The organism is Streptacidiphilus sp. PAMC 29251, assembly GCF_054208735.2.
In genome coordinates this window covers 4,528,239-4,548,791 of the sequence record NZ_CM135725.2, presented here as the reverse complement: position 1 = coordinate 4,548,791, position 20,553 = coordinate 4,528,239, and the positions used below count along the sequence as shown (strand labels likewise).

Annotated in this window: 19 protein-coding genes; 10 read left to right on the top strand and 9 right to left on the bottom strand. The window is 72.4% G+C overall.

Translation table 11 applies throughout. The features are described from left to right. Positions 1 to 13: 13 nt before the first annotated feature. The 3 genes from ACXKR8_RS21300 to ACXKR8_RS21290 all read right to left on the bottom strand — a co-directional run bounded on the left by ACXKR8_RS21300 (position 14) and on the right by ACXKR8_RS21290 (position 2,862). Positions 14 to 883 carry an alpha/beta fold hydrolase gene (locus ACXKR8_RS21300; protein WP_458274468.1) on the bottom strand — a complete coding sequence of 290 codons (870 nt, stop codon included), beginning with the start codon at positions 881 to 883 and terminating at the stop codon, positions 14 to 16. A 39-nt stretch (positions 884 to 922) separates the two neighbouring features. Next, positions 923 to 1,798 carry a DUF4231 domain-containing protein gene (locus ACXKR8_RS21295; protein WP_462100692.1) on the bottom strand — a complete coding sequence of 292 codons (876 nt, stop codon included), beginning with the start codon at positions 1,796 to 1,798 and terminating at the stop codon, positions 923 to 925. A gap of 146 nt (positions 1,799 to 1,944) precedes the next feature. Continuing rightward, a complete protein-coding gene (locus ACXKR8_RS21290; protein WP_458274466.1) occupies positions 1,945 to 2,862 on the bottom strand; it encodes a DUF4231 domain-containing protein in 918 nt (305 codons plus the stop codon). Positions 2,863 to 3,305: 443 nt separating this feature from the next. Between ACXKR8_RS21290 and ACXKR8_RS21285 the strand changes: the two genes are divergently transcribed. From ACXKR8_RS21285 to ACXKR8_RS21275, 3 genes are all read left to right on the top strand, one after another. Next, positions 3,306 to 3,860, top strand: coding sequence for a transposase (locus ACXKR8_RS21285; protein ID WP_462100623.1), 555 nt, complete (start codon positions 3,306 to 3,308; stop codon positions 3,858 to 3,860). After that, complete coding sequence (locus ACXKR8_RS21280) at positions 3,857 to 4,705, top strand: transposase (protein ID WP_462100622.1); 849 nt, start codon at positions 3,857 to 3,859, stop codon at positions 4,703 to 4,705. Before ACXKR8_RS21285 ends, ACXKR8_RS21280 begins: the two co-directional genes overlap by 4 nt. A 390-nt stretch (positions 4,706 to 5,095) precedes the next feature. Beyond that, complete coding sequence (locus tag ACXKR8_RS21275; RefSeq protein WP_462100621.1) at positions 5,096 to 6,475, top strand: PAS domain-containing protein; 1,380 nt, start codon at positions 5,096 to 5,098, stop codon at positions 6,473 to 6,475. Here ACXKR8_RS21275 and ACXKR8_RS21270 read toward each other — a convergent pair. Beyond that, positions 6,472 to 7,221, bottom strand: coding sequence for an SIS domain-containing protein (locus tag ACXKR8_RS21270; protein ID WP_458274464.1), 750 nt, complete (start codon positions 7,219 to 7,221; stop codon positions 6,472 to 6,474). The genes ACXKR8_RS21275 and ACXKR8_RS21270 overlap by 4 nt on opposite strands. A gap of 171 nt (positions 7,222 to 7,392) precedes the next feature. Between ACXKR8_RS21270 and ACXKR8_RS21265 the strand changes: the two genes are divergently transcribed. Further along, on the top strand, positions 7,393 to 8,088 hold the full coding sequence (locus tag ACXKR8_RS21265; RefSeq protein WP_458274463.1) for a metal-dependent transcriptional regulator: 696 nt from the start codon (positions 7,393 to 7,395) through the stop codon (positions 8,086 to 8,088). Positions 8,089 to 8,327: 239 nt separating this feature from the next. Here ACXKR8_RS21265 and ACXKR8_RS21260 read toward each other — a convergent pair whose 3' ends face one another. Further along, positions 8,328 to 9,032, bottom strand: a complete 705-nt coding sequence (locus tag ACXKR8_RS21260; protein WP_458274462.1) for a bifunctional DNA primase/polymerase — start codon at positions 9,030 to 9,032, stop codon at positions 8,328 to 8,330. Between the two features lie 313 nt (positions 9,033 to 9,345). Here ACXKR8_RS21260 and ACXKR8_RS21255 point away from each other — a divergent pair, with 313 nt between their 5' ends. After that, positions 9,346 to 10,725, top strand: coding sequence for a transcriptional regulator (locus ACXKR8_RS21255; protein WP_458274461.1), 1,380 nt, complete (start codon positions 9,346 to 9,348; stop codon positions 10,723 to 10,725). A gap of 107 nt (positions 10,726 to 10,832) precedes the next feature. Further along, complete coding sequence (locus ACXKR8_RS21250; protein WP_458274460.1) at positions 10,833 to 11,894, top strand: hypothetical protein; 1,062 nt, start codon at positions 10,833 to 10,835, stop codon at positions 11,892 to 11,894. 6 nt (positions 11,895 to 11,900) lie between these two features. On the opposite strand, the gene ACXKR8_RS21245 is transcribed toward ACXKR8_RS21250, so the two are convergent. Next, positions 11,901 to 13,148, bottom strand: coding sequence for an ABC transporter substrate-binding protein (locus ACXKR8_RS21245; protein ID WP_458274459.1), 1,248 nt, complete (start codon positions 13,146 to 13,148; stop codon positions 11,901 to 11,903). 151 nt (positions 13,149 to 13,299) lie between these two features. On the opposite strand from ACXKR8_RS21245, the gene ACXKR8_RS21240 reads away from it, so the two are divergent. Together ACXKR8_RS21240 and purU are read left to right on the top strand one after the other, a co-directional pair. Next, positions 13,300 to 13,809 (top strand): SCO4402 family protein, encoded by a 510-nt coding sequence (locus ACXKR8_RS21240; protein WP_458274458.1) that lies wholly within the window; start codon positions 13,300 to 13,302, stop codon positions 13,807 to 13,809. A gap of 74 nt (positions 13,810 to 13,883) precedes the next feature. Next, entirely contained in the window at positions 13,884 to 14,753 is an 870-nt protein-coding gene (purU, locus tag ACXKR8_RS21235; RefSeq protein WP_458274457.1) for a formyltetrahydrofolate deformylase, read from the top strand. Positions 14,754 to 14,766: 13 nt separating this feature from the next. Here purU and ACXKR8_RS21230 read toward each other — a convergent pair whose 3' ends face one another. Next, a complete protein-coding gene (locus tag ACXKR8_RS21230) occupies positions 14,767 to 15,939 on the bottom strand; it encodes a zf-HC2 domain-containing protein (protein WP_458274456.1) in 1,173 nt (390 codons plus the stop codon). Then, complete coding sequence (locus tag ACXKR8_RS21225) at positions 15,936 to 16,496, bottom strand: sigma-70 family RNA polymerase sigma factor (protein ID WP_458274455.1); 561 nt, start codon at positions 16,494 to 16,496, stop codon at positions 15,936 to 15,938. The genes ACXKR8_RS21230 and ACXKR8_RS21225 overlap by 4 nt, the downstream gene beginning before the upstream one ends. A gap of 300 nt (positions 16,497 to 16,796) precedes the next feature. Here ACXKR8_RS21225 and ACXKR8_RS21220 point away from each other — a divergent pair, with 300 nt between their 5' ends. Next, a complete protein-coding gene (locus tag ACXKR8_RS21220; protein ID WP_462100691.1) occupies positions 16,797 to 17,153 on the top strand; it encodes an STAS domain-containing protein in 357 nt (118 codons plus the stop codon). Between the two features lie 41 nt (positions 17,154 to 17,194). Further along, a complete protein-coding gene (locus tag ACXKR8_RS21215; protein ID WP_458274454.1) occupies positions 17,195 to 19,414 on the top strand; it encodes a bifunctional glycosyltransferase/CDP-glycerol:glycerophosphate glycerophosphotransferase in 2,220 nt (739 codons plus the stop codon). Between the two features lie 18 nt (positions 19,415 to 19,432). Here the strand turns inward: ACXKR8_RS21215 and ACXKR8_RS21210 are convergent, their stop codons facing one another. Beyond that, the gene (locus ACXKR8_RS21210; RefSeq protein ID WP_458274453.1) at positions 19,433 to 20,518 is read right to left on the bottom strand and encodes an alpha/beta hydrolase; all 1,086 of its coding nucleotides are present in this window, start codon (positions 20,516 to 20,518) and stop codon (positions 19,433 to 19,435) included. Positions 20,519 to 20,553: the final 35 nt, after the last annotated feature.

The window sequence follows — 20,553 nt, the reverse complement described above, 5'->3', positions numbered from 1 at the left end:
GGTCGACGACCGGTCAGGCCGCCGCCCACTGGAGGATCGCGGGAAGCACCCGCAGCACCCCGAAGTGGGCGACGCCCGGCGCGATCCGCAGCCGCGAGCGGGGGATCCGGTCGGCGAGCCAGCGGGCGTGCTCGACCGGGCAGAACACGTCGTCCTCGCCGTGCCAGATCAGTACCTGGCCCGGGATGTCGGCGGGATCGAAGCCCCAGTGCTGGTTGAAGGCCACGACGTCGTCGATCCAGCCGCCGGCGTCGTGGCTGCGCATGGCCTCGCGGAAGTTGGCCCGCAGCATGGCGCGTACGCCCTGGTCGGCGACCACCCGCTGGTCGGAGGCGGGCATCTCCTCCTTGAGCGCGGCCACCAGTTGGTAGGGGTCGTTCCTGATGTCCCGGGAGCGTGCCCGCAGCGAGGGCGCCAGCGTCGGGTTGCCGTTCTGCGCGCTGGAGTAGTCCCGGACGTTCGAGGCCGCCATGCCGGCGTACCAGTCGAGACCGGCGGCGCCCCTGGGGGCCAGGCTCATCAGCACCGCGGTCCGGGTCACCCGGTCCGGGAGCAGCGCGGCGCAGGCCATCGCGTGCGGGGCGCCGCCGGAGCGGCCGACCACGGCGAACTCCTTGAGGCCCAGCTCGTCCGCCACGGCGGCGACGTCGGCGGCGCCGTCCACGATCCGGCGCCCGGGTAAGCGGTCGGAGTCCCCGTAGCCGGGACGGTCGAAGGTGATCAGGTGGATGCCCATCCAGGACAGCAGCGCACTGCGTGGTGCCTGGCCGAGCCGGCTGCCGGGGGTGCCGTGCAGCAGGAAGACCGGCTTGCCGCGCGGACTGCCCGACGTCTCCACTGCGAGTGTTCTCCGGTCGGGCAGCTCGACGGTCGTTCCCGGCAATGTCACTCCCTTGAAGTGGTTCCCCATTGGCACCCCGGATCAGGTCCGGTGCTGACTGCGGGCGCGCCAGATGACGTGCTCGCGGGAGATCGCGTCCTCCGCGTTGCCCGCCAGCCGGGACCAGGTCTCCTCGGCGTCCTTCGCGGTGAGGTCGATCCGGGTCAACAAGGCGGCGAGGCGGTCGAGTTCGCGGGCGGCGAGTCGGTAGGCGGCGGCGAGCGGGCGGAACTGCTTGAGCTGGGTCCAGGCGGTCACGGTGGCCGCGCCGGCCGAGAACAGGCCGAGGATGCGGAGCGAGGGGTAGCTGGTGGCCTCCAGCACCGCGACCAGGATGCCGACAGTGATCATCATCCCGGTGCACAGCCCCCAGACCCGGGACTTCTGGTCGCACTCGTCGGCGCGGGACAGGTACCAGGTCCGCTGCGCGTACACCCGCTCGTTCAGGTAGAGCTGGCGGCGCTGCTGCAGCGGCTTCCGGCGCTCGTCGCGCATCTGCCGGGTGATCGCCGCCCCGGTGGACCCGTCCGGCCCGACCTCCGGCCCGACCAGTTCGGGGTAGGACGACAGGATGTCCTGGAGCGCGTCCAGGAACCGCCGGTCGTCCAGCGGGGACTGGGCCGGGCCGTCGAAGGGGCGGGCCTGCACCAGGTACTTCCAGGTGAGGCTCTTCAACGACTCGGCGGCGGACCGGCCCTGGTACCACTGCTCCTGCGGGGTGCGCCGGTGCAGTGCCAGGGCGAATCCGCCGGCCCCGAGGAAGGAGGCGACCGAGAGCAGCGGAACGATGTTCACCCCGTTCACCAGGTGGGCCGGGAACACTCCGAACAGGGCGGCCAGCAGGGTGAGCCCCAACTGCCAGCGGTACCAGTACAGGGCGGAGTCCTGCCCCTCAGTGCGGCCAGGTCGGCGGCCCAGAAAGGATCGGGGAGCAGCTCCGCCTCACGGCGGCGCGGCGGTTCCCGGTGCGGCATAGGCTCCCCCTGGCGTCGCCTCCAGTCTGCGCCAGGGGGATCGACTCCGTACAGGACGCGTGCGCACATTCACAGGGAGCCGACGCCGGGTCAGACCCTGCGGTCGCGCCGGGCCCGCCAGATGGTGTGCTCCCGGGAGACCGCGTCCTCGGCGTCGCTGGAGAGCCGTGACCAGCGTTCTTCCGCCAGCGGGTCGCTGAGGTCGAAGTGGGTCAACTCGGCTTCGATCATTCCGAGTTCGGAGGCGGCCAGCCGGTAGGCGGAGGCGAGCGGACGGAACTGCTTGAGCTGGGTCCAGGCGGTCACCGCGGCGGCGATGGTGGTGCACACGCCGAGCAGGTGCAGGTCGACCAGGCCCAGGAACTGGATCACGGCGAAGGCCGCGGCGATGATGATGGTGGCGCTGGAGATCAGCTGCCAGGTGGTGGTCGCGCTCTCGCAGCGGTCGGCGCGGGACTGGTACCAGGTCCGCTGCGGCCGGATCCGCTCCTGCAGATAGACGTCGCGGCGGAGCCCCAGCGACAACTGCCGCTGGGTGCGCATCGCGTGGGTGATCCCCGGCCGCGCGTCGGACGGTATCACCGCGCTGTCGCCGAAGGCGAGGAAGACCTCGTTCATCTGCTTCAGGAAGGCCTCGTCGGCCTCGCCGGAGTCGGCGTCCCCGGCGAACGGCCAGGCCCGCACCACGTACTTCCAGACCAGGGTCTTCATCGACTCCGCCGCGGCCCGGCCCTCGTACCAGAGGGCCTGCGGCTTGTCGCGGCCGAGCCGCCACCAGAAGTAGCCGGCGCCGGCGAACAGCAGGGCAGAGATGCCCTGGAGCCAGTTCAGGTGGTTCCGGTCGACATCGCCTATTCCCGCCAGCGCGGCGAGGACCAGCATCAGCATCTGGCCCCGGTACCAGGTGATCGAACGCGCCTGGCCCTGGAGCGAGGCGGTGTCGACCGCCCAGAACGGTTCAGGGAGCAGTTCCCGTTCGCGTTGGCTCGACGAATCCTTCTGGATCATCGACATCCCCCTTGTGTCGCATGGAACTGCCCGGCTGCGCCAAGTCTGACGCTGCCCAGCGGCTCTGCACAGCACACGTATGCGCCGAACTTTCCTGGGAGCACGGGGGGATGAAGCACGGAGGGAAGAAGGGAACGGCCCCTGGGCCTGCTCCCGTCCCGAAGGGGGGACGGGCGCCGGAGGACGGCCGGCGAGCCCAGGGGCCGGGTGACTGCTGGGGAATGCCCCGCCGCCCTTAAGCGCTCAGCGGGTAAGGGCTGCTAGGACGCAGCCACCTCACGAGTCCCGGAAGTACTCATACTTTCGGATCACCTCCTTTCAGCCCGAATCCACCGATGAATGACCTGTCCGAGGCCTGGACATAACGACGCGGATGCCCTCTGACCTGGGACGATGGGACTTCCTACAGAACCAAGTCGCCAGAACGAGAGAACATCCGCGAGATGCAATCCTGCCATGCCGCCACAGCGGTTTCCGCCGTCTTCGACGAGCCGAACCTGATCGCCGATGCCGGGCTGCTGTCGCTGGTCCGGCTGGCCGAGCGGGCCGGCCTGCGGCAACTGGCCGCGTCCGCGCTCCGCATCGAGGGCGCCGACAACAGCGGCGGAGCCAACCCGGCCGCCAAAGTGATGTCGCTGATCAGCGCGATGTGCGCGGGCGCGGACAGCATCGACGACGCGGCGCGGCTGCGGCACGGCGCGATGGACCGCGCCTTCACCTCGGTCCGCGCGCCCTCCACCCTGGGCACCTTCCTGCGCTCCTTCACCCACGGCCACAACCGCCAGCTCCACCGCGTTCACCGCGACTTCCTGGCCCGACTGGCCCGCAGCACCCCACTGCTGCCCGGCGCCGACACACTGATGTTCATCGACATCGACCCCACCCACCGCCGCGTGTACGGCCACGCCAAGCAGGGCGCGCAGGTCGGCCGCCTCAAGGGCCAGCGCACCCTGCACCCGATCCTGGCCACCCTGTCCACCCGATCGCCCGGCCCGTGATCGGCGCGGTCCGCCTGCGCCGCGGCAAGGCCGCCGACGTCCGCGGAGCCGAGAGCTTCGTGAGCGAGGCCCTGGCCATAGCGAAGGAGACCGGCGGCACCGGGATCCGCCTGGTCCGCGCGGACAGCAAGTTCTACACCGCCGACGTGGTCGCCGCCTGCCGCCGGGCCGGCGCCCGATTCTCCCTGACCACCGGCATGAACCCCTCCATCGCGGGCGCGATCTCCCGCATCCCGCAGGAGTCCTGGACGGCGATCCGCTACCCGGACGCCTTCGTCGACCCCGACACCGGCGAGATGGTCTCCGACGCCGAGGTCGCCGAGATCCCCTACACCGCCTTCACCGGCCGAAGGAAGTCCGAGCACGTCACCGCCCGGCTGATCGTGCGCCGGGTCCGCCGATTGAACGCCGAAGTGGCCCAGGGTCAGGGCGAGTTGTTCACCGCCTGGCGTTACCACCCCGTCTTCACCGACAGCTCCTTCGCGGTGCTGCAGGCGGAACTGCACCACCGGCAGCACGCCGTGGTGGAGCAGGTGATCGCGGACGGGAAGTCCGGGCCTCTGGCCCACCTGCCGTCCGGGAACTTCCAGGCCAACGCCGCGTGGCTGACCCTGTGGGCGATGTCGCACAACCTGCTGCGGGCCGCCGGTGCGCTGACCTCGGTCTTCCACGCCAAGGCCACCACAGCGACCCTGCGCGCCCACCTGGTCCACGTCCCGGCCCGGCTCGCGCGCACCGCGCGCACCAAATTGACGGTGCATCTGCCCGAGCACTGGCCCTGGCGCGACGCCTTCACCGCCCTGTTCGAGGCCGTCCACTCCCCACCGCCGCGCCCGGCGGCCTGACCGCCACAAGATCCCGCACCGCGACGGCCCGACGGCCACCGGCGACAGCGCCACCAACCGCTCCCGACCCCGCACAACCCCTCGGACAGGCCGCGACCCGCGCACGGCGGCTACCGCACACCCTCAACCTGTTGCCCCCAGCGGCCGACCGTCCACGGGCAGGAGAGCAACCCCGAAATGATCAGCCGGTGGATTCGGGTTCAGTGTGCCGTCACTGTAAGCAGGCGACCGGGGAGCGGGCAACGGCTTTTCCGCGCAGGCTCCAATAGCGCGAATCCTCCCGGTCGGGGGACATTTGGCGGAAACCTGTGTACCCGGCGGGGCAGGCGAGTTGAATGGGCTCAACCCGGTAGGGGAGGTGCCCAGCAGGTGAACGCCCAAGGACCCGCGGTGCGGGGTGCGACAGTGCGGCAGCCCGACGCCGACGCGCGGCTGCTGGCCGCCCTCCTCGACGGCATGGAGGTCGGCCTCGCCGCGATGGACCGCGACGGCGTGCTGACCCACTGGAACCGCGAGGCGACCAGAATGCTCGGCTGGACCGCCGAGGAGTCGGTCGGGCGGACCGGGCTCGAAGGCTGGGCGCTGCGCCCCGCCGACGCGGAGACCGTCCGTACCCAGCTGCTCGGCGCCAGTGCCGGGGCGCCGCCCCGGGTGCACGAGTTCGCGCTGCTCACCAATGACGGCCGCCGGGTCCTGGTCCGGGCCCAGGCGCACCAGGTCACCGCCCCCGACGGCCGCCCGCTGGGCCTCTACTTCGCCTTCTCCGAGGCCGGCGCCCAGGTCGAGCTGGAACGCTCGCTGGCGTTGGCCGAGGCGATGATGGACGAGGCCCCCACCGGCGTGGTGCTGGTGGACGCCGACCTGCGCCCCGCCGCCGTCGGCGACTCCGCCGCCCGCTGGCTGGACTGCGAGCGCAACGCCCTGCTCGGCCACCCGCTGGGGGAGGTGCTCGGCGACGGCGTGCAGGAGCTGGAGGCCGCCCTGCAGCACGTCCTCGCCACAGGGAAGCCGCTCAGCGGGGTCAAGCTCTGGGCCGCGCTGCGGGCCGACCCGGCCCGCCGCCGCTGCTGGCGCAGCGAGTTCGTCCGGCTCGGCTCCCCGCTCGGCGAGGAGCCGGTCCCGCTCGGCGTGGCCTGGTTCTTCGAGGACGTGACCCTGCACGAGCAGTCCGAGCAGGAGGGGACGGTGCTGCGGTTCCGCACCACCCAGCTGCGCCGGGCCGGGCAGGCCGCGGCCGAGTGCGAGGACCCGATGGATGGCGCCGTCGGCTATCTGGACTTCGTGCTGGCCGGTTTCGCCGACTACGCGCTGCTGGACGTGGTGCAGACCCCGGTGGACGAGGACGCGCCCGGCGCCGGGCTGCTGCGCGCGGCGGTGTCCCCGATCGGCTCGGCCGGGCAGGAGGCCGCGCTGGAGCCCTCCGGCATCCCCGCCCGCTACGGCGAGGTCCACCCCGCGGTACGGGCCCTGGAGCGGGCCGGAACGGTCGCCGTCTCGGACGTGCCGGCCGCCGCGGCGCCCGCCGCCCCCGTGGCCGGCCCGGGTGCGCCGGTCGCGCCCAAGCCGGACTGGGCGCTGCTGCGGCACTGGCCCAGCGGCACCGTGCACGGCCTGTGCACGGCGCTGCGCAGCCGCGGCCGGACGGTGGGGGTGCTCACCTTCCTGCGCGGCAGCACCCGGCCCCGCTTCGACCGGGCCGACATCGCCTACGCCGAGGACATCGCGACCAGGGTCGCCGCCGCGGTGGACCTGGCCCAGAGCCGGGTCTAGAAGGTGTAGAAGACCCGGTCGCGGTGCTCGGCCATCAGCTTGGCGTTCCAGTCCATCCCGCCGTCCACGTTCCCGGAGCGGAACAGCGGCGGGGTCAGCCCCTGCGCGGCCAGCAGCCCGACCGCGGTGGCGACCACGGCCTGCATCAGCGCGATGGTGGTGATGCTGGAGACCGGTCCGAAGGTGGTGTCCGCACCCTCCGCGGTCAGCTCGCCGTCCCCGACCGCGATCTTGTTGTCCAGCACGATGTCGCACTGGTCCTTGAGGTAGGTACCTGACGGGTGCCGCGAGGACACCGCTGCCGGATAGGCCAAGGAGGTGATCCCGACCACCGTCATCCCCCGCTCGCGGGCGTGCATGGCCAGCTCCACCGGCATCATCTGCCGGCCCGAGAGCGAGATCACGAACAGCAGGTCGCCGCGCCGGGCCGGGCTGGCGTCCAGGGTCGCCGGGGCCAGCCCGGACACCCGCTCCAGCGAGCTGCCCAGGTGGGCCGGGATCACATCGATGCCGGTTACCCCGGGGACGGCCAGCAGATTCATCAGGACCAGGCCGCCGGCCCGGTACACCACGTCCTGCGCGGCCAGTGAGGAGTGCCCGGCGCCGAAGGCGAAGACCCGGCCGCCGCTGCGCACGGTCTCGGCCAGCGCCTCCGCCGCGCGGTCGATGCCCTCGGCCTCCTCCGTGCGGACCCGCTGGAGCAGGGAGATCGCGGCGTCGAAGTACTGCCCGGCCAGATCGCTCATCGGGAATGCGCTCGCTTTCGCTCGGGTTCTGCTCTATCCGGAGGCACGCTGGTGCCTCGGCCGGGCCGCTGTCAACAGGGTCACCGGCTCGAACAGGCGGGTTTGTCGGCGTCATGCGTCAGAATTGGCTCAGCGACCACGACAGCCCACGAGGAACGGAGCCCGCGGCCGATGTCAGGGCACCTGATCGACACGACTGAGATGTATCTGCGCACGATCTTCGAACTGGAGGAGGAGGGCGTCGTACCCATGCGCGCCCGAATCGCTGAACGCCTGGAGCAGAGCGGGCCCACGGTCAGCCAGACCGTGGCCCGGATGGAACGCGACGGCCTGCTCGAGGTCGCCGACGACCGCCACCTGGAGCTCACCGAGGGCGGCCGCCAGCTGGCGACCCGGGTGATGCGCAAGCACCGCATCGCCGAGTGCCTGCTGGTGGACGTCATCGGCCTGGAGTGGGAGCAGGTCCACGCCGAGGCCTGCCGCTGGGAGCATGTGATGAGCGAGGCGGTGGAGCGCCGGGTGCTCGAACTGCTGCGCCACCCCACCCAGTCCCCGTACGGCAACCCGATCCCGGGCCTGGAGGAGCTGGGCGAGGCGCCGTCGGTGGACGAGGGCGACGGGGAGACGCTGATCACCCTGGATCTGCTGGCCCCGGGCATCGAGGGCAAGAGCGTGGTGATCCGCCGGATCGGCGAGCCGATCCAGACGGACGCCCAGCTGATGTACACCCTGCGCCGGGCCGGCGTGCAGCCGGGCGCGGTGGTCAGTGTGACCGAGGCTCCCGGCGGGGTCCTGGTCAGCAGTGGCGGCGAGGCCGCCGAGCTGGACAAGGACATCGCCGCGCACGTCTTCGTCGCCCGCGCCTGACCCACACGTACACGTACCGCCACGTGCAGCAAAAGGACCCGGCTCTTTCCCCGAGCGCCGGGTCCTTTCACCTCCCCCTTGTCCCCCCTGCACCCGGCTTCCCCTCCGGGCCCTCCCCTGTTGCCGTGCCGCTGAGTGCTGCCCGCCTCCGTCTCTGTGCCGTGGAGTCCTTACGACCCCATTCCTCCCCTCGGCAGAACTCGGCAATCCTTGAGCCCTGTCACTCGAAAGAGGGGTTTTCAGTGCAGTGAGGCAGAGAGCGGCGCCTCGCGGCCGCAGGCGTAGGCGATGGGGTTGATCAGCTCGGTGGCCTCGGGCAGCCAGCGGTTCAGGGTGGTGGGCTCCCTGGCCCACTGGGCGAAGCCGTAGGCGCCCACCCGGGTCGGCGGGGCGACCACCCAGTCGCCCTCGCCGTGGCCGACCAGGTCGAGTCGTCCCGGGCCCCAGCCGAGCTTGCGCAGCAGGTCCGGGAGCTTGGGCAGCGATCCCGGCAGGACCAGGAAGACCAGCCGCCGGCCCCGGCCGCCCCCGCCGCCGGGGACCGCCAGCACCGGGCCCAGCTGCACGCCCATCCGCTCCATCCGGGCCAGCGCCAGGCAGCCCGCGATCTCCGGCACGTCGATGGCGTCGAAGGCGCGTCCGGTCGGCAGCAGGATCGAGGCCAGCGGGTTCTCGGTCCACCAGCGCCGGACCACACCGGGCCCGGCGCTGGCCTTGCGGGCCCAGTCGCGGGTGGCGGGGTGCGCGCCGGGCGCCGCGCAGCCGGGATCGCCGCAGGAGCAGCGCAGTGGTCCGTCGTCCTCGACCAGCCAGGTGCCGGGGGCGACCTCCCAATGGCGTTCCTCCGCGTAGCGGATGGCCGACTCGATCAAGAGGTCGCGGGCGGTGTCCTGGGGGACGGAGGCCGGCAGGACGGCTCCGAGGGTGTCTTCCACGCCGTGCACAACTCGCGCAGGCGGGACGGGTTACGGGCGTTGCCTCAAACGGGCGCTTTGACGCCGGGTCACGGCCGCGGCGTGATCAGCGACCAGGGGGCGCGTCGGGGCACTGACGGGGCGCACACGGGGTTCCGGGACCGGTAACGGGTATCTCTGCGGGGAGTCCGCTCGCTACCCTGGACGGAATGTCTCAAATGCCATGCCGCGCCAACCCACTGACGCAGCGAGAGACTCGTCTGTCCAGGCTTCAAGGGCCTCGCTCCGGGGAATGCTGGGGACCTGTCGGGGTGACCACCACGCTCGAGGGGGAGGCACGTCCATGGCCGCCAGACCACTGGTCGCACGACAGCCCAACGAACGGCTCCAGGCGCTGATCCAGGAGGCCGGCTGCTCCAACGCGGGCCTGGCCCGCCGGGTCAACCTGTGCGGCGCGGAGCACGCGTTGGACCTGCGCTACGACAAGACCTCGGTGGCCCGCTGGCTGCGCGGCCAGCAACCCCGGGGCCAGGCCCCGGCGGTGATCGCGGAGGCGATCGGGCGCAAGCTCGGACGTCCGGTCACCGTCGAGGAGATCGGCATGGCGGACGGGAAGAACCTCTCGTCCAGCATCGGGCTGCACTTCGCACCGACCCTGTCCGGCGCGGTCGAACAGGCCTGCGAGCTGTGGCGCAGCGATGTCGGCCGCCGCGACTTCCTGACCGGCGCCTCGGTCGCCGCCTCGGCGCTGGTGGAGCCCAGTCGGGACTGGCTGATCACCCGCCCGGACGCCCAGGTCGCCAGGACCGGGGGCGCCAGGGTCGGCAACGCGGACGTGGCGGCGGTCCGGGCCACCACCGAGATGCTGGTCGAGCTGGACCACCGGTTCGGCAGCGGGCACGTCCGTCCGGTGGTGGTGCACTACCTCAACAGCGTGGCCTCGGGGCTGCTCTCCGGCGCCTACCGGGAGGAGACCGGGCGGGCGCTGTTCGCCGCGGTGGCCCGACTCACCGAGCTGGCCGGGTACATGGCCATCGACACCGGCCAGGCCGGACTGGCCCAGCGGTACTACATCCAGGCGCTGCGACTGGCCCAGGCGGCCGGGGACCGCGCCTACGGGGGCTATGTGCTGGCCGCCTCGATGAGCCATCTCGCCGCCGCCCTGGGCAATCCCCGGGAGATCGCCCAACTCGCCCGCGCCGCCCAGGAGGGCGCCCGCGGTGAGGCCACGCCCACGGCGATGGCGATGTTCTACGTCGCCGAGGCGCGCGGGCACGCCCTGCTGGGCGACGCGCGCTCCTGCGAGGCGGTGGCCGGACGCGCCGTCGAGGCGATGGAGCACAGCCGCCCCGAGGAGGACCCGGAGTGGATCAGGCACTTCGACGCGGCCTACCTGGCCGATGAACTGGCGCACTGCCACCGGGATCTGGACCAGCCCAAGCAGTCCGCGCGGCACGCCGAGCGGGCCCTGCACGGCCACCCGGAGACCCGGGTCCGCCGCCGCGCGGTGGACCTGGTGCTGCTCGCCACCGCGCAGCTGCAGCTGCGGGACATCGAGCAGGCGTGCGAAACCGGGGCCCGGGCGGTCGAGTTGCTCTCCGGGCTGCGCTCGGCCCGCGGCGCGGAGTACCTGGACGACTTCCGGCGCAGGCTGGAGCCCTACCGGGAGCAGCGCGCGGTAAGGGAGTTCCAGGCCAGGACGTTGGCGGAGGCGGCTGCCTGACCGCGGCCGCGCGCCCGGAACCGGTCAAAGCGGAGGCTTGGTGGCCACTCGTCGGAGTGAACGGGTAGCGTGGGCGCAGAGCAAGCTGTCCCGACAGAGGAATCGCGTTGAACCACCGCCGCCCGAGCCATGACGAGCTGACGCCCGAGGATCTGTTCAGGCCGGAGCCCTCGCAGGGTACGACGATTCCCGGCGAGGTGGTCCGGTCCAACGACATGCCGTGGAACACCCCGGCCCAGCCGCCGTCGCAGCAGCCGGAGTACTTCGGCGAGGCCCCGGCGCCCTACGCGCCGCAGGCCGATCCGTACCAGCAGGCCGACCCGTACCAGCAGACGGCGTACCAGCCGCAGCTGCCGCCGCAGCCGGTGGAAGAGGCGTCGACGCAGTTCATGCCGCCCTTCCCGGCCGAACCGCAGCCGCAGCAGCAGTACGGCGGTTACCCGACGCAGCCGCAGGGTTACGGCGGGTACCAGACCCCGCCGCCGGCCGGCCCCGGCTACGCCCCGCCGAGCGGACCGGCCGGACCGTCGGCCGGGCGCCGGTTCAGCCCGATGGCGATCGGCATCGCCGTGGTCGCCGGCTGCGCCGTGCTCGGCATCGGCGTGGCCGCCGCGATGAGCGGCGGCGGCGGGACGTCCGGCGCGGGCGCGTCCAGCAGCGCGACCGCGTCCAGCAGCGCCTCCCAGCCCGCCGGCGGCGGCTCCGCGGCGGCCCCGGCCGACCAGGCCCAGGCCCAGGCGCTGTCCGACCTGCTCAAGGGCGCCTCCAACAGCCGCACCGCGGTGGTCGCCGCGGTGGGGAACATCGAGCACTGCCAGAACCTGGACGGGGCCGCCCAGGACCTCACCGCCGCCGCCGCCTACCGCGGCCAGCTGCTCCAGCAGCTCGCGGCGCTGCAGACCGACAAGCTCCCCAGCGGCACCGAGCTGGTCACCGCGCTGCGGCAGGGCTGGAACGCCTCCAGGGACGCCGACGCCCACTACGCGGCCTGGGCGAAGCAGTCGAAGAGCGAGTGCGACCACAAGCACAAGCCGAAGTCGGGCGGGCAGAAGTCGGCCGGCGACAGCGCCAGCTCGACCGCGACGATCGCCAAGAAGAAGGCGTCCGAGCTGTGGAACGCCATCGCCTCGCCGACCGACCTGCCCAAGCGCTCCAGCATCCAGCTCTGAGCCGGCTCAGGCGTTGGCGGTGGCGCTGTCCACCAGCAGCGCCCTGACGTCCACCGGACCGGTCCCGGCCTGCGCCAGCTGGCCGTTGCGCACCTGGAGGAAGGTGACCCTGGTGTTCACCAGCCGGGGCGCCGAGGCCAGCGCCAGCATGTCGCTGTTGCGCCAGGCCAGCGGCGGGGTCTGCCCGGTGGTGATCGGGTCGCAGAAGGTGAGGAAGTCGCGCAGCGAGTGCCCGGTGACCGGGCCCTTGATCCCGGCCGCGGCCTTGCGCAGCACCTCGTAGGCGATCCAGGTGGTCTGCTCGCCCGGGTCCGCGGTGTTGATCCGGTTGTCGGTGAAGGCGTACTTCTTCACCGCCGCGTGCAGCTCGTCCCAGACCGGGCTGTTGTCCGGCGGGTACCAGCTGGTGGCGAGGGCGGCCCGGAGCGGGCCGTTGTCCCCGCCGGTGGAGTCGACCAGGGACTGCTGGAAGCTGCCGATCACCGAGGAGAGCTGGGTGTGCCGGGGGGCCAGCCGCCGGTAGTCGTCGAAGAAGGTCGCGGTGGACGCCGCGTCGAGGGTGGTGGTGACGCAGGAGTGCTTCAGGTCGGCGCCGATGGCCTTGACCGCCTCGGCGGTGTAGTCGGTCCGGCCCGGGGTGGCGGTGATGGCCACCGCCTGGATGTGCCCGGTGGCCAGCCCCACGTCGAGGAAGGCGCGCATGCTGGCGGCGGCGCTGGTGTCCGGACTGACCACGGCCACCCGGCGGCAGCCGGACTGCACCAGCTGCTCGCCGTTGCCCGCCAGCAGCGCCTGGTAGCCCCCGTTGACCGGGAAGGAGTACGGCGAGGTGAACTCCGCCGAGGAGAGTCCGAAACCGCCGATGTAGGGGATCCCGGCGGACTCCAGCAGCGGCATGAAGACGTCCGCGTTCTGGCTGTACGAGCCGACCACCGCGACCACCTGCGCGCTGACCGCCTGGTTCACGCAGGCGGTGACCCCGGCCGCGGTGCCGTGCTCGTTGCAGGTCAGCACCTGGAGGTGGCGCCCCTGCAGCCCGCCGGTGTCATTGACCTGCTTCTCGATCGCCTGGGCCAGCGCGGTCACCCCGGGCTGGCCGCCCACCGCGTCGTCCTCCGGGGCCCAGGTCATCACCTTGACCGTGGACCCCTCGGACGCGTCCGCGTCCCCGCCGCACCCGGCGAGCCCGCCGACCAGCAGGGCCGCGCCGACAGCGGCCACGGCGAACCGCCCGAACCTCCTGGTGGAACGCATTGCTGTGGTACCCCTCCCAGTCACGTGCCCCAGCGACCACTTGCGGATCAAAGCTTTGACGGCACGCCGGGCGGCAGGGCGCACGTTCGGGGAACGGTGAACCAACGCGCGGGGAACAGCAGGATCGGATCGGAACGTAGGATCCCTTCCCATGCAGGGTTCACAGCACAATTCGGCGAAGTCTTCCCGAACGGGCACTCGCTCCAGCACCATGGGCGCTATGCCGCTCACTGACATCACCTGGTGGCGCTGGCGGGCCCGGGTCCGCTCAGCCCTGCACATGCTCGGAGACCCCGCCTTCCAGCAGGACTGCTGGGTCGCCGGACGGGAGGGCTACGGCGACGTGACCGACGCCGTGTACCGCCTGGTCGAGGACACCTGGCTGGACCGCTGGTCCGCCGAGAAGTACGTCGGCGCGGTGTTCCGCGACTCCGCGGAGGCCGCGCTGGTCGACACCGCGGTGCTCCGGGTGCTGCGGATCCTGCACCAGGTCGGCCCGGACGCCCCGTCCGCCGCGTACCTGCAGCACCACGCCTGGCCCGAGGCGGTCCGCGCCTGCCGCGACGCGCACATACGGCTGACCCTGAACGACGGCGAGGACCCGGACGCGCCGCCGCGGTCGCTGGAGGTGCTCAGCATCCTGACGAGGGTCGCAGCCTGAGACGGTCCCGCCGGGCGGCAGCGGGCTGTGACACCCTGGGCCTCTCAGCGGATCGCACGAGAGGACCACTCCCGGTGGCACAGCAGCAGCCCGGTACCGGCCAGTACGTTCTGACCCTGTCCTGCCCGGACAAGCAGGGCATCGTGCACGCCGTCTCCAGCTACCTCTTCCTCACCGGCTGCAACATCGTCGACAGCCAGCAGTTCGGCGACGCCACCAGTGGTCTCTACTTCATGCGGGTGCACTTCTCGGCCGAGGAGCCGGTGACGCTGGAGAAGCTGCGGGCCAGCTTCGCCGCCACCGGGGACGCCTTCCGGATGGAGTGGCAGCTGCACCCCTCGGCCGAGCGGGCCCGGGTGCTGCTGCTGGTGAGCAAGTTCGGCCACTGCCTCAACGACCTGCTGTTCCGCGCGGGCAGCGGGGCGCTGCCGGTGGACGTGGTCGGGGTGGTGTCCAACCACACCGACTTCCAGGAGCTGGCCGGCTCCTACGGCGTCCCGTTCCACCACATCCCGGTGACCGCCGACACCAAGGCCGAGGCCGAGGCGGCGCTGCTGCGGCTGGTGGACCAGGAGCGGGTGGACCTGGTGGTGCTGGCCCGCTACATGCAGGTGCTCTCGGACGACCTCTGCAAGGCCCTGACCGGCCGGGCGATCAACATCCACCACAGCTTCCTGCCGAGCTTCAAGGGCGCCAAGCCCTACCACCAGGCGCACGCCCGCGGCGTGAAGCTGATCGGCGCGACCGCGCACTACGTCACGGCGCAGCTGGACGAGGGCCCGATCATCGAGCAGGAGGTGGTCCGGGTCAGCCACGACGTCAACCCGGAGCAGCTGGTCGCGCTGGGCCGGGACGCCGAGTGCCAGGCGCTGGCCCGCGCGGTGAAGTGGCACGCCGAGCACCGGGTGCTGCTGAACGGCAGCCGCACCGTCGTCTTCACCTGACCCGCGCCAGGTTCTACGGGCGGGACAGCAGCCGGGCCGCGTGCAGCAGGTCGCGGGCCGCGGCGCGGTCGCCGGTGATGCCGCAGGGAGTGCGGTCGGGATCGCGCCGGGCGGAGCAGAGGAAGGCGAACTCCACGCCGTCGATGGCCAGGGTGGCCACCGGCTCGATGTCGTGCGGCAGCGGTCCCGAGCCGGGCGGCAGCGGTTCCATCGGGACCAGCCACTCGCTCTCGCCGCGGCCTTCGATGATCAGCTTCACCGCCCTGATCCCGCGCGGGTCGCCGTAGGACGGGTCGTGCCAGGAGGTCAGCGAGGCCATCCCCTCGACCCGCAGCGCGGCCATGGCCTGCGGCAGCTGCCGGGTGGCCAGGTCGACCATGGCGCGGATGTGCACCCCGCGCGGCGGCCCGTAGGGCCAGCCGATGGCCTCGGCGATGTCGTCGGCGTGGATCCAGCACTCGAAGGCACGGTCGACGAAGGCGTCCCGCACCGGCAGCTGGAACGTGCCGTAGTCGACCATGACGTTGCCGGCGCTCAGGCCGTCCCTGGTCTCGGCCAGGGAGGCGGTCTCCACCAGGGCCCTGGTCTGCTCGCGCCAGAACGCCCGGACCGCCTCGGGACCGCGGCGGCGGTGGGCCTCCTGCAGCCGGGCGGTGCGCTGCACCAGGTCGACACCGGGATCGGCGCCGGCCGGGCCCGTCGGCACCGGGTCGGGCAGGCCCAGCGCCCGGGACAGCACACCGTCCACCGCGGCCAGGTGGCACAGCACCTCGGCCGGGCGCTGCTGCTCGGTCCCGCCGTGCCAGGGCAGCTCGGCCCGCTGGATCCAGTCGGACTCGCCCAGGTCGCGCAGCAGCGCGTCCAGCCGGGCGGTCTCGGCGACGAATCCGGAGGCGTACTCGGGCACCCTGATCCCGGCCGGGCGGACCGACAGGGCCCGGGTCAGCACCTGGGTGCGCAGCGTCGGCGCCGGGTCGAGCGGCTCGTGGGCGGAGAGCCAGCCCGCCGCGTCCCGCAGCCGGCCGGCCTCGTCGGCGCAGGAGGGGCACCCGTCCAGGTGCTTCTCTATCCACTCGGTCTCGGCCAGCGGGCAGGCGTTCAGGGCCCAGGCGCCGAGCAGGCCGCGCAGGGTGTCGTGGTCTGGCTGTGCTTCCCCGGAGGTGCCCGGGCGCAGGGGACCGGTCATGGGCTGTGCTCCGTCGAGAGGGCGGTGGCGAGGAGTTGGAGGCCGAGCCGCATCCGGTGCTTCGCGGTGGCCGCGCTGATCCCCAGCTCCTGGGCGGCCTGCTGGTACGTCTTGCCGCCGAAGTAGGTGAGGACCAGGGTCTCCCGCAGCGCCTGCGGGAGGGAGGTGACGACGTACTGCACCCGGGCGGCGGTCGCCTCGGCGAGGACCTGCTCCTCGACGCTGGAGGACTCCAGCGGTATGGGGTAGCCCTCGGGGCTGTCCGTCTCCTTCTGGTCCTCGCGCAGCCGTTCGACGGCGCGGCGGTGGGTCAGCGTGCCGATCCAGGAGCGCATCGAGCCGTGCGCCGGGTCGAACTCCTCCGGATGCTCCCAGACATGGGCGAACACCTCGCGGGTGATCTGCTCCGCGGCGGTGGGATCGGGCAGCACCCGGCTGGCGAGACCGTGCACCAGAGGCGCGAACTGGTCGTAGAGCTCGCCGAGCGCGGACTCCTCGCCGCGGGCCAGGCGGCGTTGGATCTGACGGTCCCAACGGATGGGGGCCGGCGTTGCCATGGGCACCACCCCTTCCTCTGAGCACCGTACTTGGGCGCTTGGCCAAACGTATCGCTCCTGGCGGGGGATACGCGCGGATTTGGTGAAACGGTGGCGCGGAGCGGGTCAGCCCTCGTGCCTTCTCCTGTTCACTCCGGTTAACCTGATGCTTCGTCATGGACGCTCTGTGACCGGATCGACGTCACTTCTGCCCCATGGCTCGCCTCCGACCCGAGAATCGCGGCACAGCGTGACCACATTGACAGTGACCCCCGAAACCCTGGCCCCCACCGCGCCGGCCCCCGATCGGGCGACAGCGAACTGCTGCTGCTGCGGGTGGCCGGGCAGATCGACCTGGTCTCCGGCGGCATGGTCCGCGAGCAGGTGCAGCGCGCGGTCGCGGCGGGCAGCCGGACCATCGTGCTCGACCTCAGCGGGGTGCGCTTCTGCGACTCCACCGGCGTGGGCGTGCTGATCGCCGCCCGGCGGCTGCTGCGCTCCTGCGCGGGCGAGCTGCGGCTGGTCCTGCCGGACGCCCGGGACGGCGGCTGCGCCGAGGTGCACCGGGTCTTCGGCGCGCTGGGCATCCACCGCCTCTTCGACATCCACCCCGACCTGGCCTCGGCCACCGCGGTCCGCTCGCCCCTGCCGGTCAGGATGCTGGCCTCCGCCAAGTAGGCTCGGGACTGCGCGATCCCCGGCCCCTGGAGAAGACCCCCGTGAACCCCGCCGTGACCCTCTCCCTCGTCCTGCCCGTGCACGGGGTCGCCGAGTACCTGCCCCGCTGCCTGGACTCGATCCTGGCCGGCGGGCCCGCCGGGCTCCCCGGCCTGCAGGTGATCGCCGTGGACGACTGCTCGCCGGACGCCTCCGGCGCGATCCTGGACGAGTACGCCGCCCGCGATCCCCGGCTCACCGTGCTGCACCTGCCGGAGAACCGCGGCCAGGGCGGCGCCCGCGAGGCCGGGCTCGACCTGGCCACCGGCGACTACGTCTGGTTCGTCGACCCGGACGACTGGCTGGCCGAGGGCGCGGCCGCGGCCGTCACCGCCCGGCTGACCGCCTTCCCCGCCGCCGAGCGCCCGGACGTGCTGGTCACCGGCTTCGTCCGGGCCTACCCGGACGGCGGGGTCGAGGCCGACACCTGGCGCGGGCTGATGGCCGGGGCCCCGGAGAGCTTCACCCTGGCCGAGTGGCCCGGGGTGCTGAGCATGATCCTGGCGGTCTGGAACAAGGTCACCCGCCGCGCCTACCTGGAGCGGCTGCGCGCGGAGGGGGTGCGCTTCGGCCCCAGCCACTACGAGGACATCGCCGTCGCCTACCCGCTGCTGCTGGGGGCGGCCCGGATCAGCTTCCTGGACCAGGACGTCTACTACTACCGGCGGCAGCGCCCCGGGGCGATCACCACCACCCCCTCGCCCAAGCACCTGGACGTCTTCGCCGAGTACGACGCGATCTTCGCCTTCCTGGACAGCCGCCCCGACCTCCCGGTCGAGCTGCGCCGACTGGTCTTCGACCGCACCCTGCGGCAGGCGGTGACCGTGCTGGACACCCCGGGCCTGGTCCCGGCCGAGCTGCGCCGCGAGTTCTTCGCCCGCGCCGCCGACCACGTCCGCCGGCACCGCCCGGCCGGGCACCGGCACCCCAGCGGGCTGCGCGGGGTGCAGTACCGGCTGGTCGAGCGGGACTCCTGGGGCGCGTACCAGCGGCTGCGCCCGCTGCAGGCGCTGCCGCGCACGGTGAAGGGCGCGGTCAGGACCACCGCCCGGCGCAGCGTGCCGCTGGCCCGCCGCGCCGTCCGCGGCACCGCCCGACGCGGGCTCTACGCCGCCTACCAGCAGCTTCCGCTGGACGACAAGCTGGCGGTGTACGCGGCGTACTGGTACCGGGGCTATGCCTGCAACCCGGCCGCGATCTATGAGAAGGCCCGCGAGCTGGCCCCGGAGGTACGCGGGGTGTGGGTGGTCGCGGACGCCGCCAAGGCCGCCGCGCTGCCGGCCGGCGTGCCCTATGTGATCGCCAACACGCCCGCCTACCTGAAGCTGATGGCCACCGCGAAGTACCTGGTCAACAACGTCAACTTCCCCGGCAACATGACCAAGCGGCCGGGGTCCGTGCACCTGCAGACCCAGCACGGCACCCCGGTCAAGCTGATGGGGATGGACATGCGGGGCCACCCCGGCGGCGCGGACGAGATGGACTTCGAGCGGCTGCTGGAGCATGTGGCCCGCTGGGACTACCTGGTCTCGCCCAACCCGCACACCACCGCGGCCTTCGGCACCGCCTACCCGGGCGACCACCGCGTGCTGGAGACCGGCTACCCCCGCAACGACCGGCTGGCGAACGGCACCCCGGCGGAGGCGCGGGAGATCCGGGAGCGGCTGGGCATCCCCGAGGGGCGCAGGACCGTGCTCTACGCGCCCACCCGGCGGGAGCAGCACGCGGGCTACGTCCCCGCGACAGATCTCGAGGCCCTGGCCACCGCGCTCGGCCCGGACACCACCCTGCTGGTCCGCACCCACTACTACTACACCGCGTCGCGTCCGGCCGAGCTGGGCGCCGGGCAGGTCCTGGACGTCTCCGCGTACCCCTCGGTCGAGGAGCTGTGCCTGGCCGCCGACGTGCTGGTGACCGACTACTCCTCGCTGATGTTCGACTATGCGGTGCTGGACCGGCCGATCGTGCTGTTCACCCCGGACTGGGCCGAGTACCAGCGCTTCCGCGGGGTCTACTTCGACCTGAGGGAGCAGCCCCCGGGCCCGGTCGCCGACACCCCGGAGCAGTTGGCGGCGCTGCTGGCCGAGCCGGCCACGGCCGAGGCCGCTGCCCCGGCTGCGGCGGAGTCGGCGAAGCTGCGGGCGGCGTTCCGGGAGCGGTTCTGCCCCTGGGACGACGGCGGCGCGGCCGAACGCGTGGTCCGCGCGGTCTTCCCGGTCTAGGGCCCTGACGAGACCCGCTCAGCCGGCGATCTGCTGCGACGCCCATTCCAGCCCGGGCGTCATCTCGGCGATGAAGGTCCCGGTGTCGTGTTCGCCCCTGGCCAGGGTCAGCACCTGGCTGGTCTTCGGCTGGTGCAGTGCCTTGACCAGCGCCGTCGCGTCGCCGACGGTGCCCGGGTCCTGCCTGGAGCCCATCGCCATCAGCACCAGGTCCGGCTGCACGGCCTGGCTCCGCAGCTCCAGCAGCGGGTTGTTGGCGGCGGCCAGTTGCGGGTCATGGGTCACCGCGGCGGAGATCGGGGCGTTGTAGCCGGACATGCTGACCGCGGCATGGAAGGTGTGCGGGTAGTGCACCGCGACATTGGCGGCGCAGTAGCCGCCGGCCGAGTAGCCCATGATCGCCCACTTCTTGGCGTCGGCCGACGCCCGGAAGTGCTCCTTGACCAGCGCGGGCACGTCCCGTCCCAGCCAGGTCGCGGTGCGGTAGCTGCCGGGCAGGTCGGCGCAGCCGGAGTCCCTGGTGCCGCCGAACATGTTCATCCGGGCCGCCACCAGGATCATCGGCTTGACCTTGCCCTGCTGCATCAGCTGGGCCATGGTCCGGTCGGCCTTGAGGGTGCCGAACCAGGTCTGCGGCACGCCCGGGGTGCCGGGCAGCAGCTCCAGCACCGGGAAGCTGGTGTGCGCGTACGCCGGGTCGTTGTACTGCGGCGGGAGCCAGACGTAGAGGTCCCCCTTGATCCGGGAGTCCGGGCCGACGGCGGTGGTGCGCATCACGTCGGAGTTGTACTTGGTGAAGACCAGCTTCTGGGTGACCGAGCCGGCATCGTTGCCGCCCGATCCCACCGGCTTGCCGCCGGCGCTCGGCGGCAGCTGCACCTCGGCGTTCTCGCCGACCAGCGAGCCCCAGCTGTCGTAGAACGGCCCCATGCTGTTGTTGACGTACACCAGGACCATCACCACCGCGGCAGCCTGGCTGAACACGGTCAAGCCGACCCGGGCGGCGATCCGCGCCGGGGCCGGCCCGGGTATCCGGTTCCAGACCAGCACCAGCGCCACCACGGTCAGCACGACCAGGGCGATGGTGAGGACGAAGAAGGGCATGCCTGTGAGACTCATTGGTGACCTTTGGTGGGAGA